This window comes from Streptomyces sp. NPDC053513 (genome assembly GCF_044544765.1).
In the GTDB taxonomy this organism is placed as follows: domain Bacteria; phylum Actinomycetota; class Actinomycetes; order Streptomycetales; family Streptomycetaceae; genus Streptomyces; species Streptomyces litmocidini.
In genome coordinates, this window is record NZ_JBITXP010000016.1 from 64,183 (window position 1) to 79,343 (window position 15,161).

Annotated in this window: 13 protein-coding genes and 1 riboswitch; of the genes, 2 read left to right on the plus strand and 11 right to left on the minus strand. The window is 72.4% G+C overall.

All coding sequences use genetic code 11. From position 1 onward, the window contains the following. Positions 1-148 precede the first annotated feature (148 nt). Entirely contained in the window at positions 149-2,068 is a 1,920-nt protein-coding gene (locus ACIGW4_RS25480) for an AAA family ATPase (protein ID WP_399583053.1), read from the plus strand. A gap of 104 nt (positions 2,069-2,172) precedes the next feature. Here the strand turns inward: ACIGW4_RS25480 and ACIGW4_RS25485 are convergent, their stop codons facing one another. The 10 genes from ACIGW4_RS25485 to ribD form a co-directional block, all read right to left on the minus strand. Next, positions 2,173-3,249, minus strand: coding sequence for a hemolysin family protein (locus ACIGW4_RS25485; protein WP_399583003.1), 1,077 nt, complete (start codon positions 3,247-3,249; stop codon positions 2,173-2,175). Next, complete coding sequence (locus ACIGW4_RS25490; RefSeq protein WP_399583005.1) at positions 3,246-4,757, minus strand: hemolysin family protein; 1,512 nt, start codon at positions 4,755-4,757, stop codon at positions 3,246-3,248. Before ACIGW4_RS25490 ends, ACIGW4_RS25485 begins: the two co-directional genes overlap by 4 nt. A gap of 241 nt (positions 4,758-4,998) precedes the next feature. Further along, a complete protein-coding gene (locus ACIGW4_RS25495; RefSeq protein ID WP_398712934.1) occupies positions 4,999-5,451 on the minus strand; it encodes a PH domain-containing protein in 453 nt (150 codons plus the stop codon). A 104-nt stretch (positions 5,452-5,555) separates the two neighbouring features. Continuing rightward, the gene (gene hisG / locus ACIGW4_RS25500) at positions 5,556-6,404 is read right to left on the minus strand and encodes an ATP phosphoribosyltransferase (protein WP_123450278.1); all 849 of its coding nucleotides are present in this window, start codon (positions 6,402-6,404) and stop codon (positions 5,556-5,558) included. A gap of 60 nt (positions 6,405-6,464) precedes the next feature. After that, positions 6,465-6,746, minus strand: a complete 282-nt coding sequence (locus ACIGW4_RS25505; protein WP_399583008.1) for a phosphoribosyl-ATP diphosphatase — start codon at positions 6,744-6,746, stop codon at positions 6,465-6,467. Positions 6,747-6,781: 35 nt separating this feature from the next. Continuing rightward, positions 6,782-7,267, minus strand: a complete 486-nt coding sequence (gene ribH / locus ACIGW4_RS25510; RefSeq protein ID WP_053643767.1) for a 6,7-dimethyl-8-ribityllumazine synthase — start codon at positions 7,265-7,267, stop codon at positions 6,782-6,784. Positions 7,268-7,307: 40 nt separating this feature from the next. Further along, on the minus strand, positions 7,308-8,585 hold the full coding sequence (locus ACIGW4_RS25515; RefSeq protein ID WP_123450282.1) for a bifunctional 3,4-dihydroxy-2-butanone-4-phosphate synthase/GTP cyclohydrolase II: 1,278 nt from the start codon (positions 8,583-8,585) through the stop codon (positions 7,308-7,310). Next, complete coding sequence (pnuC, locus tag ACIGW4_RS25520) at positions 8,582-9,217, minus strand: nicotinamide riboside transporter PnuC (protein WP_359590891.1); 636 nt, start codon at positions 9,215-9,217, stop codon at positions 8,582-8,584. The genes ACIGW4_RS25515 and pnuC overlap by 4 nt, the downstream gene beginning before the upstream one ends. After that, positions 9,214-9,822, minus strand: coding sequence for a riboflavin synthase (locus ACIGW4_RS25525; RefSeq protein WP_123450287.1), 609 nt, complete (start codon positions 9,820-9,822; stop codon positions 9,214-9,216). The genes pnuC and ACIGW4_RS25525 overlap by 4 nt, the downstream gene beginning before the upstream one ends. A gap of 2 nt (positions 9,823-9,824) precedes the next feature. Next, on the minus strand, positions 9,825-10,904 hold the full coding sequence (ribD, locus tag ACIGW4_RS25530; RefSeq protein WP_123450289.1) for a bifunctional diaminohydroxyphosphoribosylaminopyrimidine deaminase/5-amino-6-(5-phosphoribosylamino)uracil reductase RibD: 1,080 nt from the start codon (positions 10,902-10,904) through the stop codon (positions 9,825-9,827). Between the two features lie 173 nt (positions 10,905-11,077). Next, positions 11,078-11,208: riboswitch (FMN riboswitch) on the minus strand. 244 nt (positions 11,209-11,452) lie between these two features. Here ribD and ACIGW4_RS25535 point away from each other — a divergent pair. Next, positions 11,453-13,822 carry a chitinase C-terminal domain-containing protein gene (locus ACIGW4_RS25535; RefSeq protein WP_399583012.1) on the plus strand — a complete coding sequence of 790 codons (2,370 nt, stop codon included), beginning with the start codon at positions 11,453-11,455 and terminating at the stop codon, positions 13,820-13,822. A 153-nt stretch (positions 13,823-13,975) separates the two neighbouring features. On the opposite strand, the gene ACIGW4_RS25540 is transcribed toward ACIGW4_RS25535, so the two are convergent. Further along, positions 13,976-15,100: an ROK family transcriptional regulator gene (locus tag ACIGW4_RS25540; RefSeq protein ID WP_123450292.1), complete on the minus strand. Its 1,125-nt coding sequence runs from the start codon at positions 15,098-15,100 to the stop codon at positions 13,976-13,978. Positions 15,101-15,161: the final 61 nt, after the last annotated feature.

Genomic DNA, 15,161 nt, shown 5'->3' on the forward strand with positions numbered 1-15,161 from the left:
TTCCACCCCCTTCGCGCCCCCTGACGCTCACCCAGGGTCACCGCTTCCGGATCATGCGCTTCTCCTTAAGCGCGCACCCCCTGCGCAGGTACGATGCCCCCAGGTGCGGTCAAATCCCGTCCATGCGATGACGGTTGTGGGGGACCCGATGGACATCGGCACGCAGGGCTCGCAGGCCCCGGCCGAGCTCGCCTGGCTGCGCGGAGTCGACGCCTACACGATGGGCGCGTATCCGCAGGCGGAGGACGAGTTCCGGACGGCGGTACGGATCGACCCCGGGATGGCGGACGCCTGGCTCGGGCTGCACGCGCTCCGGGTCGACACCACGACCGCGCTGCTGCGCATGTACCGCAACCGCGAGCGCTTCGGCGAGCAGCGGACCCGGTACCGGCGCACCCTCAACTCCTGGTACTGGCTGGGCTGGTGGGTGCAACCGGTCCTGGAGAGCCCCCGCGACCTGCTGCTCGCGCACGCCTCCCACTGGCTCGACGGCCGCCATGTGCCGGAGCTCGACCGGGCCCTCGCGGGCCTCCCGCCGGTCGACACCGACCCGCAGGTGCGTTTCCTGCACGCCTGCCGCGCCTATCTCGTGAAGGACTGGGACCAGCTCGTCCGGCACACCGAGCCCCTCGTCGACGACCCGCTGCTCGGCATCGAGGCCGGGCTCTTCGGCGGCATGGCCCGGGTGCGCCTGGAGATGTACAGCCAGGCCGAGCCGCTCCTGTCGGCCTCGCTGATGCGGTGCCGCAGCGAGCAGCCGCAGCGCAAGGAGCTGCGCTACTGGCTCGCCCGCGCCCACGAGGGCACCGGGCGCAGCGCCGCCGCGCTGCCCCTCTACCGGGCCGTGCACCGGATCGACCCGGCGTTCATGGACACGGCCGCCCGGCTCGCGGCGATCGCCGAGTACGACGGCTTCGAGGGCTACGACGGGGTGGACGACCCGGCCGGGCTCGCCACGGTCGCGATGGGCACCCTCGGCGGGGGCCTCGGGCAGGACGCGGTGGACACCGTGCCGGGCACCGATCCCGAGGCCGGCGGTCTCGGCGACGGGCTGCGGCTCGCGCCCGAACCGGTGCCGCCGGCCGCCCCCGTCGTACCGCCGGAGACCGTACGGCAGAAGGCCCCGCTGCCCGGGCAGCCCGCGCCGCCGCGCTTCCCGGCCGGGCCCACCGATCCGGCGCTCCTCGCGGAGGCGCTCGCCGAACTGGAGGGCATGGTCGGGCTCGAACCGGTCAAGCGCCAGGTCAAAGCGCTCTCGGCCCAGCTGGAGATGGCACGGCTCCGGGCCGGGCAGGGCCTTCCGGTCCAGCCGCCCAAGCGCCACTTCGTCTTCTCCGGCCCCTCGGGCACCGGGAAGACCACGGTCGCCCGGATCCTCGGCCGGGTGTTCTACGCCCTCGGGCTGCTCGGCGGCGACCATCTCGTGGAGGCCCAACGGGCCGACATGGTCGGCGAGTTCCTGGGCCAGACGGCGGTCAAGGCCAACGAGCTGATCGACTCGGCGGTCGGCGGGGTGCTGTTCGTCGACGAGGCCTACGCGCTCTCCAACACCGGCTACAGCAAGGGCGACGCCTACGGGGACGAGGCCCTCCAGGTGCTCCTGAAGCGGGCCGAGGACAACCGCGACCACCTCGTGGTCATCCTGGCCGGCTACCCCGAGGGCATGGACCGGCTGCTCAGCACCAACCCCGGCCTGTCCTCCCGGTTCACCACCCGCGTCGACTTCCCCTCGTACCGTCCGCTGGAACTCACCGCCATCGGCGAGGTCCTCGCGGCGGCCAACGGGGACTGCTGGGACGAGGAGGCGCTCGACGAGCTCCGCTCGATCAGCGGGCACGTCGTCGACCAGGGCTGGATCGACGAGCTCGGCAACGGCCGCTTCCTGCGCACCCTGTACGAGAAGTCCTGCGCCTACCGGGACCTGCGGCTCTCCGGATACCCGGGGACCCCGGGCAGGGAGGACCTCGCCACCCTCCGGCTCGCCGACCTCATGCAGGCGTACGGCGAGGTCCTGTCGGGCCGCGGTCCGGTCGACCGCGGCCCGCAGCAGGAGCCGCCGGGGTACTAGGGGGCCACGGATCACCGGAGCCCAGGGGCACCGGAGCCCTGGGTCACCGGGCCCCCAGGTCACAGGGGCCCCGGATCACCGGTCGCCGGCTCCCGGATCCCGGGTCACCGGGCCGTGCGCGCCGGGGCCGGCTGGACACGCTGTGCCGGGGCCGGCTGGACGCGGTGCGCGGGGTCGCGGACCTCGCCCACCAGCATCTCCAGGACGTCCTCCAGGGCGACCAGGCCGAGGACCCGGCCCGAGCCGTCCGCGACCTGCGCCAGATGGGTGGCGGCACGGCGCATCACGGTGAGGGCGTCGTCGAGCGGCAGCTCCGCGCGGAGCGTCGCCATCGGGCGCCACAGCCGCTGCGGCACCGCCCGCTCCCGCTCCTCCAGGTCCAGGACGTCCTTCACGTGCACGAAGCCCATGAAGGTCGTCCGGCCCTCGGCGCGGACCGGGAAGCGGGAGTACCCGGTCCGTACGGTCAGCTCCTCGATCTCGCGCGGGGTGACCGACGGCGGGACCGTGACGAGGGAGGCGGGGGCGATGAGGACGTCCGTCACCGGGCGGCTGCCCAGTTCGAGGGCGTCCTCCAGGCGCTCCTGCTCGACCGGGTCGAGCAGCCCCGCCTGGCCCGCGTCCTCCACGAGGCGGCCGAGCTGGGCGCTGGTGAAGACCGCCTCCACCTCGTCCTTCGGCTCGACCTTGAACGCCCGCAGGACCAGCCGGGCGCAGGCCCCGAGCGCGGCCGTGACCGGCCGGCACAGCCGGGCGAAGCCGACGAGGCCGGGGGCGAGCCAGAGGGCGGTGCGCTCGGGGTCCGCCATCGCCAGGTTCTTCGGGACCATCTCGCCGATGACGAGGTGGAGGAAGACGACCGCGGCGAGGGCGATGACGTAGCCGAGCGGGTGGATCAGCCCCTCCGGGACGCCGGCCACGTGGAAGACCGGTTCGAGGAGCCGGGCGACGGTCGGCTCGGCGACGGCGCCGAGCGTCAGGGAGCAGACGGTGATGCCGAACTGGGCGGCGGCCATCATCTGCGGCAGGTTCTCCAGGCCGTGCAGGACCTGCTTGGCCCTGGCGCCGCCGAGCGGCTCGATCTGGCTGCGCCGGACGGAGACGAGGGCGAACTCGGCCCCGACGAAGAAGCCGTTGGCGAGGACCAGGAGGACGGCGAAGAGGAGTTGCAGGGTGCTCATCGGCCCGCCTCCGCCGGAACGGGCACCGGGGCGACGCCCGCCGCGCCCGGCCCGGAGCCCGGCCCGGAGCCCGGCCCTGAGGCCGAGGCCCCGACCGGCTCCGAACCGGAGGCCGGTGCCCCGGCCGTGCTCGGGCCGGAGGCCGAGGCCCCCACCAGGTCCGAACCGGAGGCCGGTGTCCCGGTCAGGTCCGGGTCGGGGGCCGTGCGGACGATCCGGACCCGCTCGGCGCGGTAGCGGTCGACCTGGCGCACCGAGAGCCGCCAGCCGGGCAGCTCTGCCCGGTCCCCGGGGGCCGGAATGCGCCCGAGGAGGTCGGCGACGAGCCCGGCGACGGTCTCGTACGGCCCGTCGGGCACGTCGAGGCCTATCCGGCGCAGGGTGTGGACCCGGCAGGAGCCGTCGGCCTCCCACGCGGGGCGGCCGTCCTCGGCGGGCGCCGCGGCCAGCTCGGGCCGCCCGTCGGCGGCGGTGTCGTGCTCGTCGCGGACCTCGCCGACGAGCTCCTCCACGATGTCCTCCAGGGTGACGACGCCGGCCGTGCCGCCGTACTCGTCGACGACCACCGCGATCGGCTGCTCCCGGCGCAGCCGCTCCAGGAGCGTCTGGGCGGGCAGCGTCTCGGGGACGAGGAGCGGCGGGACCGCGATCCGTCCGACGGGGGTGCGCAGGCGGGCGTGCGGGGCGACGGCGAGCGCGTCCTTGAGGTGGACCATGCCGACGATCTCGTCGATGCGGTCGCGGTAGACCGGGAAGCGCGAGAGGCCGGTGGCCCGGGTGAGGTTGACGACGTCGGCCGCGGTGGCGTCCCACTGGAGGGCGCTGACCTTCACGCGCGGTGTCATGACCTGTTCGGCGGTGAGGCCGCCGAGGGTCAGGGTCCGTACGAAGAGGTCGGCGGTGTTCTGTTCGAGCGCGCCGGCCTGGGCGGAGTGCCGGGCCAGCGAGACGAGCTCGCCGGGGGTGCGGACCGAGTCCAGCTCCTCGGTGGGCTCGACGCCCAGGAGCCGGACCAGCCGGTTGGCGACCCGGTTGAGCAGGGAGATCACCGGCCGGAACAGCGCCGAGAAGCGGCGCTGCGGGGTGGCGACGAAGCGGGCGACCTGGAGCGGCCGGGAGACCGCCCAGTTCTTCGGGACGAGCTCGCCGACCACCATCTGGACAGCGGAGGCGAGCAGCATGCCGAACACCACCGAGATGCCGGAGACGGCCCCTTCGGGCAGTCCGGTCGCGGTGAGCGGCCCGTGCAGCAGCCCGGCGAGCGCGGGCTCGGCGAGCATGCCGACGACCAGCGAGGTGATCGTGATGCCGAGCTGGGTGCCGGAGAGCTGGAAGGACAGCTCGCGCAGCGCCGTGACGACGGTGCGGGCACGCCGGTCGCCGTCGGCCGCCGCCCGCTCGGCCTCGGCGCGCTCGACGGTCACGAGGCCGAACTCGGCGGCCACGAAGAAGCCGTTGGCGAGGATCAGGACGAAGGCCGCGAAGAGCAGCAGAAGGGAGATGATCATGCCGCCGCCTCCAGGGAGGGGGCGGCGCATGTACTACCGGACGATCCGTCCATTGCTGGAGGGAGTCACTCCTCGGGTCGAAGGGTGGTCTCGCGGGCCGCGGCAGCGGCCCTGCACACGCGAGACGGTGGTGCCGCTCGGCACCACCGTCTCCAGAGTAGTCACGTGAACGCCCCGAGGGGCAGGGGGTCGGCCCCGGATGGGGGACGGACCGGGGTTCGCCCCGGTCCGACTCGGGGTCTCAGGAGGTTTCCGAGCCCGTCCCGTGGCTGTCCGCGAGGAGCCGCAGGGCGCGGGCGTCGCGGATGGCCGCTTCCTTGGCGATGCCGGGCTGGATGCCGAGCGCCGGGAGGCTGGTGCCGTCGCTGAGGTCGAGGAAGACCCAGGGGTCGCCGGGGCGGAGGTTGACCTTGAGGATCTCCGCCCAGGCGAGGCGCCGGCTCCTGACGATGTTGACGACCGTGACGCCCTCGTCGTCGGCGACGACCTTGGGGCGGCTGAGCAGGACGAGGACCCCGGACAGCAGCAGGGCGGTGAACACGAAGCTGGCGCGCTCCCCCGGTCCCAGCCGCTCCAGCATCATCGCGACGGCGGTGATGACCACGAAGATCGCGACGCTCATGGTCAGCAGGACGGCCCGGGTGCGCCCGGGACGGAAGGTGACCGGGAGGGCGGGCGGTGCGGTCTGGGACATCGGGGGTTCCTCGGTGGTGCCTGAAGGTGCCTGGTGGGCGTGCGGTCCTGGTGGGCGCGGGCCCGGCCGTCAGAGGCCTGGTGGGCGTGCGGGCCCGGCGGCCGTCAGAGGCGGCAGGCGTGGATGGCGGTGGTGAGGATGGCGCGGGCGCCGATCTCGTACAGGTCGTCCATGATCCGCTGCGCCTCCTTGGCGGGGACCATCGCGCGGACGGCGACCCAGCCCTCGTTGTGCAGCGGGGAGACGGTCGGCGACTCCAGGCCCGGGGTGAGGGCGACGGCCTGCTCCAGGTGCTCGGCCCGGCAGTCGTAGTCCATCATCACGTACGAGCGGGCGACCAGGACGCCCTGGAGGCGGCGCATGAACTGCTGCACCTGCGGGTGGTCGTCCGAGGCGCCGTGGCGGCGGACGACGACGGCCTCGGAGGTCAGGATCGGCTCGCCGATGACCTCCAGGCCCGCGTTGCGCAGGCTGGTGCCGGTCTCCACGACGTCCGCGATGACCTGGGCGACGCCCAGCTGGATCGCGGTCTCGACGGCGCCGTCCAGGTGGACGACGGAGGCGTCGATGCCCTGGTCGGCGAGGTGCTTGGCGACGATGCCCTCGTAGGAGGTGGCGATCGTCATGCCGCCGAAGTCCTCGGGGCCGTTCGCGGTGCCCGGGCGGGTGGCGTAGCGGAAGGTGGAGCGGCCGAAGTTCAGCGCGAGGATCTCCTCGGCGCTGGCTCCGGAGTCCAGGAGCAGGTCGCGGCCGGTGATGCCGATGTCCAGCTTCCCGGAGGCGACGTAGATCGCGATGTCCTTCGGCCGCAGGTAGAAGAACTCGACCTCGTTGTCGGGGTCGATGACGACGAGCTCCTTGGACTCCTTGCGCTGGCGGTAGCCCGCCTCATGGAGCATTGCCGACGCAGGTCCGGAGAGGGAACCCTTGTTGGGGACGGCGATGCGCAGCATGGGGTGAGCTTCCTTTGCCTGGGAGTTCTGGGGAGGGTGTGAGGCTTTTTCGGGTCGTGCTCAGAGGTGGGCGTAGACGTCGTCGAGCGAGATCCCGCGGGCGACCATCATCACCTGGACGTGGTACAGCAGCTGCGAGATCTCCTCGGCGGCCGCTTCCTTGCCCTCGTACTCGGCGGCCATCCAGACCTCGGCGGCCTCCTCGACGACCTTCTTGCCGATGGCATGGACGCCCTTGTCCACCAGCTCCGCGGTGCGGGAGGTGGCCGGGTCGCCGGTCTCTGCCTTGAGCTTGAGCTCGACGAAGAGCTCTTCGAAGCTTTTACGGGTTCCGTTCGCCATGATGGTCCTAAGAGTACGGGGTGAGGGTCGCGTCACTAGCGCCAGGGCTCGCTGACCGTCCGCAGGGTGGTGGCCGTGGCGACGGCGGCGGTGACCGCTTCGTGGCCCTTGTCCTCGGAGGATCCTTCGAGGCCGGCCCGGTCGAGCGCCTGCTCCTCGTTGTCGACGGTGAGGACACCGAATCCGACGGGCACGCCGGTGTCGATCGAGACCTGGGTGAGGCCGTGGGTGACGCCCTGGCACACGTACTCGAAGTGCGGCGTTCCGCCGCGGATGACGACGCCGAGCGCCACGATGGCATCGTAGCCGCGTCCGGCGAGGACCTTCGCCACGACCGGGAGCTCGAAGCTGCCGGGGACGCGCAGCAGCGTCGGCTCGTCGATGCCGAGCTCGCCGAGGGCGCGCAGGGCGCCGTCGACGAGACCGTCCATGATCTTCTCGTGCCACTGCGCCGCGATGACCGCGACCCGGAGGTCGCCGCAGTTCTTCACGCTGAGGACGGGTGCGCCCTTGCCGCTCATGTCTCTCCTAGCCGTTCCGTACGTACGTGGTGGGTGGTCGTTACTGGTTGCCGCAGGTGGAGGCCGGGGAGCCGTCCAGCCAGGGCAGGTCGTGGCCCATCCGGTCCCGCTTGGTGCGCAGGTAGCGGAGGTTGTGCTCGCCGGCCTGGACCGGCATGGGCTCCCGGCCCTCGACCCGGAGGCCGTGCCGGGTGAGGGCGTCGACCTTGTCGGGGTTGTTGGTCAGCAGGCGCAGGCTGCGGACGCCGAGGTCCCCGAGGATCTGCGCGCCGGCCGCGTAGTCGCGGGCGTCGGCGGGCAGTCCGAGCTCCAGGTTGGCGTCGAGGGTGTCGCGGCCGCGTTCCTGGAGCTCGTACGCGCGCAGCTTGGACAGCAGGCCGATGCCGCGGCCCTCGTGGCCGCGCAGGTAGACGACGACGCCACGGCCGGCCTCGGTGATCCGCTCCATGGAGGCCTGCAGCTGGGGGCCGCAGTCGCAGCGCTGCGACTGGAAGATGTCGCCGGTCAGGCACTCGGAGTGGACCCGGACGAGGACGTCCTCGCCGTCGCCGATCTCGCCGTGGACGAGGGCGACGTGCTCGACGCCGTCGACGGTGGAGCGGTAGCCGTACGCGGTGAACTCGCCGTGCGCGGTGGGGAGCTGGACCTCGGCCTCGCGGCGGACGGTCGGCTCGGCGGAGCGGCGGTAGGCGATCAGGTCCTCGATGGAGATGATCGTCAGGCCGTGCTTGCGGGCGAAGGGGATCAGTTCGGGCAGGCGGAGCATCACGCCGTCCTCGCCGGCGATCTCGACGATCGCGCCGGCCGGGCGGAGGCCCGCGAGGCGGGCGAGGTCGACGGCGGCCTCGGTGTGTCCGTTGCGGGCGAGGACGCCGCCGGGCTTGGCGCGCAGCGGGAAGATGTGGCCGGGACGGACGAAGTCGCCGGGCTCGTGGCGGCCGGAGGCCAGCATCCGCAGGGTGGTGGCGCGGTCGGCGGCGGAGATGCCGGTAGTGACGCCGTGGGCGGGGGACGCGTCCACGGAGACGGTGAAGGCCGTGCGCATCGACTCGGTGTTGTGCTCGACCATCTGCGGGAGTTCGAGGCGCCGCAGCTCCTCGTCCTCCATGGGGGCGCAGATCAGGCCGCGGCACTCGCTCATCATGAAGGCGACGATCTCGGGGGTGGCCTTCTCGGCGGCGATGACGAGGTCGCCCTCGTTCTCGCGGTCCTCGTCGTCGACGACGACGACGGGGCGGCCGGCGGCGATGTCGCGGACGGCCTGCTCGACCGGGTCGAGGGCCAGGTCGGTGGCGTCCCAGAGGGAATGGGCGTTCACGCGTGGGCTCCTTCCAGGGCGGTGGTGGTGCGGGAGCGCAGCCACCAGTCGCGCATGCCCCACAGGACGAGCGCGCCGTAGATGACGTAGACGAAGCCGGAGAAGGCGTAGCCGTTGGCGAAGTTCAGCGGGACGCCGACCAGGTCGACAAGCAGCCAGGCGAACCAGAACTCGACCATGCCCCGGGCCTGGGCGTACATGGCCACGATGGTGCCCACGAAGATGTACGCGTCGGGCCACGGGTCCCAGGACAGGTTCGGGAAGGCCTCGAAGAGCAGGGCCACGGCGACGGTGCCGACGGCGGCCGCGGCGAGCATGGCGGCGCGCTCGGCCCAGGTGGCGAAGCGCACGGCGATCTGGCCGTCCGCCCCCTCTCCCTTGCGGCGCTGCCACTGCCACCAGCCGTAGAGGGCCACGAGCATGACGACGACCTGCTTGCCGGCGCTGCCCGCGAGGTGGCCGAAGAAGGCGCCGAAGAGGATGAGGCCGGCCAGGAACTGCACGGGCCAGGTCCAGACGGAGCGGCGCCATCCGAGGGCGAGGGCGGCGAGTCCGAAGATGTTGCCGATCATGTCGGACCAGATGATCTTCTGGTCGAGGACGGTGAACGCCTCGGAGTTGAGCCAGTTCACTTCTCGTTCTCCTTGGCGTCGGTGCCGAGCAGCCGCTCGACGTACTTGGCGATGACGTCCACTTCGAGGTTGACCGGGTCGCCGGAGCGCTTGATGCCGAGCGTGGTCAGGTCGAGGGTGGTCGGGATGAGGCTGATGGTGAACCAGTCGTCGGCGACCTCGACGACGGTGAGGCTGACGCCGTCGACCGTGATCGAGCCCTTCTCGACGACGTACCGGGAGAGGTGGGCGGGCAGGCCGACCCTGACCAGTTCCCAGTGCTCGGACGGGGTCCGCTCCAGGATGGTGCCGGTGCCGTCGACGTGGCCCTGGACGATGTGGCCGCCGAGGCGGCCGCCGACGGCCATGGGCCGCTCCAGGTTGACCCGGGAGCCGACTTCGAGGGCGCCGAGGCTGGACCGCTTGAGGGTCTCGGCCATGACGTCGGCGGTGAACTCCCCGTCGCCGAACTCGACGACCGTGAGACAGACACCGTTGACGGCGATGGAGTCGCCGTGCTGGGCGCCTTCCGTGACCAGGGGGCCGCGGAGTCGGAAGCGGGAGGCGTCCTCCAGCTGCTCGACGGCGACGACCTCGCCCAGTTCTTCGACGATTCCGGTGAACACGGTCAGGCTCCCTTGAGGGTGGCGGTGATGCGGAGGTCGGATCCGATGCGCGCGGTCTCGGTGACGTCGAGCCGCAACGCTTCGGTGAGGGTGGAGATTCCGGAGTCGGCGAGGGCGGCGGGGCCCGCGCCGAGCAGGACCGGGGCGAGGTAGCCGACGACCTGGTCGACGGCTCCCCCGGCGACGAAGGCGCCCGCCAGGGTGGGGCCGCCTTCGAGGAGGACGGAGCGGATGCCGCGCTCGTACAGCCGGGTGAGCAGCTCGTGCACGTCGACGCGGCCGTCGTGCAGGGGCAGCCGGAGCAGTTCGGCGTCGGGCAGGTGCCGGGTGTCGGCGTCCTCGCCGACGACCAGCAGGGTGGGCGCGGCGTCGTCGAGGATCCGGGCGGTGGGCGGGAGCTCGGCGCGGGTGTCGAGGGCGACCCGCAGCGGCTGGGTGGCGTTCTCGATTCCGCGGACGGCGAGGTGCGGGTCGTCCGTGCGCAGCGTCCCGCCGCCGACCAGGACGGCGTCGGCCTCGGCGCGCAGCCGGTGGACGTCGGCGCGGGACTCGGCGGAGCTGATCCAGCGGGAGGTGCCGTCGGCGGCGGCGATCCGGCCGTCGAGGGTGGCGGCGTACTTCCAGCGGACGAAGGGGCGGCCGTGGCGCACGGAGGTGAGCCAGGCGATGTTGCCGGCCTCGGCCTCGGCCTCCAGGAGGCCCTGCTCGACCTCGACCCCGGCGGCGCGGAGGGTGTCGGCACCGCCCGTGGCCTGCGGGTTCGGGTCGCCGACCGCGTACACGACCCGGCTGATCCCGGCCTCGATCAGGGCCTGGGAGCAGGGGCCGGTGCGGCCGGTGTGGTCGCAGGGTTCGAGGGTGACGTACGCGGTGCCGCCGCGGGCCAGGACGCCGGCCGCGCGCAGGGCGTGGACCTCGGCGTGGGGGCCGCCGGCGCGCTGGTGGAAGCCTTCGCCGACCTGGTGGCCGGAGGCGTCGGTGATGACGCACCCGACGACCGGGTTGGGGCTGGTGGCGCCGAGACCGCGTGCGGCGAGCGCGACGGCGCGTCGCATGGCGGTGATGTCGGCCTGCTGGGCCACCGGGTCCTCCTGCCTCTTCGGGCACGGACTCCGGGGCCTGTCGATGACGACAGAGAGCGGGTACGACGCTTCGCACGGGGTGTGCCGGTACGGCCGGAGGTCTGCGGGTACGCCGACGGAAAGCGGCGACCAGCGGACGTACGGCCGGCACGCCCCCGGTGAGGGGTCGCCCGCCGCGCACTGCCTCCCATCCGGACTTTCACCGTCGGTCCAGGAATCTCACCTGGTCAACCGGCCGCTGGCTTGCGGACGGGTCGCGGACTATACCGCCGGTTCGGAATTACACCGACCCCGGAGTGCGCTGCTGCTGATACAGGGCCAGTGTGCCACGACCTGTCGAGGTCGATATGGCCGAAACCCTGTGGGCTGGCTCACAGGCTCCCACAGAACCCTCCTATGGTCCAGACCTATTGACGCACTGGTCTAGTCCTCTTAATCTCCGTGTCACCTCCGAGGTAACGGCCCGTCGGCGTGCGCACTCCACGGGCCCAACACGTACCACCCCCTTGTTCGTTGCGTGTTTTCCCCCGCCCCAGGAGGAACCGATCGTGCTGTCCCCCACGACCAGGAGAGCCTCGCTGCTCGCGTCCGGCGCGGCCGTCGCCGGGCTGCTGCTCAGCTCGCTCTCCGGCGGCGTCTCGTACGCCGCCGACAACGAGTCCTGTCGCCCCGACGGGCTCTACAAGACGCCCGGCGTCGACGTCCCCTACTGCTCGGTCTACGACACCGAGGGCCGCGAGAAGATGGGCGCGGACCACCAGCGCCGGGTCATCGGCTACTTCACCGGCTGGCGCACCGGCAAGAACGGCCAGCCCGCGTACCTGGCCAAGGACATCCCGTGGGACAAGATCACCCACATCAACTACGCCTTCGGCCACATCGGCGGCGACAACAGGCTCTCCGTGGGCACGGACGGCCCGGAGAACGCCGCCACCGGGATGACCTGGCCCGGTGTCGCCGGCGCCGAGATGGACCCGGCGTACCCCTACAAGGGCCACTTCAACCTGCTCAACAAGTTCAAGAAGCAGCACCCGAACGTCAAGACGCTGATCTCGGTCGGCGGCTGGGCGGAGACCGGCGGCTACTTCGCGGACAACGGCGACCGGGTGAACTCGGGCGGCTTCTACTCGATGGCCACCAACGCCGACGGTTCGGTCAACCAGGCCGGGATCGACACCTTCGCCGCCTCGGCCGTCGACTTCATCCGGAAGTACGGGTTCAACGGCGTCGACATCGACTACGAGTACCCGACCACCATGAAGGACGCCGGCAATCCGCTGGACTGGCAGCTCGCCAACGGGCGTCGCGCCGGGCTCGTGCAGGGCTACGCGGCCCTCATGAAGTCCCTGCGCGAGAAGCTGGACACGGCCGGCGCCGCCGACGGGAAGCACTACCTGCTGACCGTCGCCGCCCCCTCCTCCGGCTACCTGCTGCGGGGCATGGAGACGTTCCAGATGCAGAAGTACCTGGACTACGTCAACATCATGTCCTACGACCTGCACGGCGCCTGGAACGAGTACGTCGGCCCCAACGCCTCGCTCTTCGACGACGGCAAGGACGGCGAGCTCGCCGCGGCCAACGTCTACGGCTCCTCGCAGTACGGCTCCATCGGCTACCTCAACACCGACTGGGCGTACCACTACTTCCGCGGCTCCATGCCGGCCGGCCGCATCAACATCGGCCTGCCCTACTACACCCGCGGCCACAAGAACGTGCAGGGCGGCACCGACGGCCTGTGGGGCAAGGCCGCCGCGACCACCTGCCCGGCCGGGGCCGGCCTGACCAAGTGCGGCGACGGCGCCACCGGCATCGACAACCTCTGGCACGACAAGGACACCAACGGCGCCGAGTCGCCCGCCGGCTCCAACCCGATGTGGCACGCCAAGAACCTGGAGAAGGGGATCGTCGGCGACTACGTCACCCGGTACGGCTTCCCGGCGAACACCACGCTGACCGGGACCTACGCCCGCAAGTACGACGCGACCCTGGTCGCGCCGTGGCTGTGGAACGCGCAGAAGAAGGTCTTCCTCTCCACCGAGGACGAGCAGTCCGTGGCCGCGAAGGCCGACTACGTGGTCGACCGCGGCATCGGCGGCACCATGGTCTGGGAGATGGCCGGCGACTACGCCTGGAACGCGGCCAAGGGACAGTACGAGATGGGCTCCACGCTCACCTCGCTGATGTACGACAAGTTCAAGGCGGCCGCCCCGTACGGCGCGAAGAAGTCGAACAAGGCACTGCCGACGCAGGCCGTGAAGATCGACACCCAGTTCACCGACTTCAAGCTGGGCGACTCGAACTACCCGATCACGCCGAAGATCAAGATCACCAACAACACGGCGACGACGCTGCCGGGCGGCACGGAGTTCCAGTTCGACTACGGCACCTCGGCGCCGGCCAACGCCTCCGACCAGTCCGGCTTCGGCACGAAGGTCGTCAGCAGCGACCACACGGGCTCCAACGTGGGCGGCCTGAAGGGCGACTTCCACCGGGTCTCCCTGAAGCTCCCGGCCTGGCAGTCGCTGGCGCCGGGCGCGACGATCGACCTGGCCTTCAACTACTACCTGCCGGTGTCCACCCCCTCCAACTGGACGGTGAACATCAACGGCACGACGTACGCCCTCGCCGGCGACCTGGCGCGCGGCACGACGGTCGTGGAGCCGGGCACCACCACCCCGCCGACCACGCCCCCGACCACGCCGCCCACCACCCCGCCGACGACTCCCCCGACCACGCCTCCGACGACGCCGCCCACCACGGGCTGCACCGCTCCGGCGTACGTGGCCGGCACGGTCTACAACGCGGGCAACGAGGTCTCCCACAAGGGCCACAAGTGGAAGGCCCAGTGGTGGACCCAGAACGAGGAGCCGGGCACGACCGGCGACTGGGGCGTCTGGAAGGACCTGGGCGCCTGCTGACGCACCCCCTCCCCTGACCCCCGGCGGCGGAACCTCACGGCCCTTGCCGCCGCCGGGCCCACCGCGCCGCGCTCCCCTGTCCGGGGCGCGGCGCGGTCGCGTTCACGTTCCCGGCCGGGGGCACGGGAGCAGGGGGCCACGGGAAGCAGGGGGTCACGGGAACAGCTCGTCCTGGGCCGCGTCCCGGGCTCGGAGGAGGGCGCCGCGGAGGACCGCCGCGTCGCCGAGGGCGGTCGGACGGACCTCCGTGCGGAGCGGGGAGAGCCCCACGAGTTCCGCCTCCACGCGCGCGGCGAGCTCCGCGCCGCCCGCGTGGCCGGTCTCTCCGGCGAGGACCACGCAGCCGGGGTCCAGGACGGAGACGACGGCGGCCACGCCGACGGCGAGGCGGCGGGCCAGGGCGTCGAGGAAGGGTCCGTGGCCCGCTCCGAGCGCGTCGGACGGGTCGAGCCCGTGGGCGGCGGCGAGGGCCCCGACGGCCGCCGCGCAGGCCAGCTCGTGGAAGCCGCCGTCGCAGCCGGTGGCCGAGGGGAGCCCGGAGGTGCCGGGGACGGGCAGGAAGCCGATCTCCCCCGCGCCGCCGGAGGCTCCCCGGCGCAGCCGGCCGTCGAGGACGACGGCGGCGCCGACGCCCTGGCCGAGCCAGAGCAGGACGAAGTCCTCGCGGTCGCGGGCCGCGCCCTCGCGGAGCTCGGCGACGGCGGCGAGGTTGGTCTCGTTCTCGACGAGGACGTGGGCGGGCAGCCGTTCCTGGAGGACGCCGACGAGCCGGCGGTGCCAGGCGGGCAGCCCCGAGGAGTCGCGCAGTTCGCCGGTGGCGGGGTCGATGAGCCCGGGGGCGCCGACGGCGACGCTGTGCAGGCGGTCGGCGCCCGCCTCCCGCACGGCCCGCTCCAGGAGCGCGACCGCCTTCTCGACGGCGGGTTCCGTGCCGCTGTCGTCGCCGACGGGGACGGAGGCCTCGGCGAGCGTGGTGCCGAGGAGGTCGGCGACGGTGACGGAGACCGAGCGGGTGCGGACGTCCAGGGCGGCGAGGTGGGCGCGGTCGGCGACGATCCCGTACAGCTTGGCGTTGGGACCGCGGCGCTCGGCCCCCGCCTCGCCGACGACGTGGACGAGACCCGAGCCCTGGAGCCGCTCGACGAGGTCGGCGACGGTCGGGCGGGAGAGTCCGGTGAGCGTCTTGAGCTGAGTGGCCGTCAACGGGCCTTCGTCCTGGAGCAGTCGCAGGGCGGACCGGTCGTTGATGGCTCGCGCGGTGCTCGGGGATGCGGCCATGCGGTGATCCTCTCAGACGCGCGGGAAGGGGCACCCGCCTCCGCGGCCTATTTATCAGGCA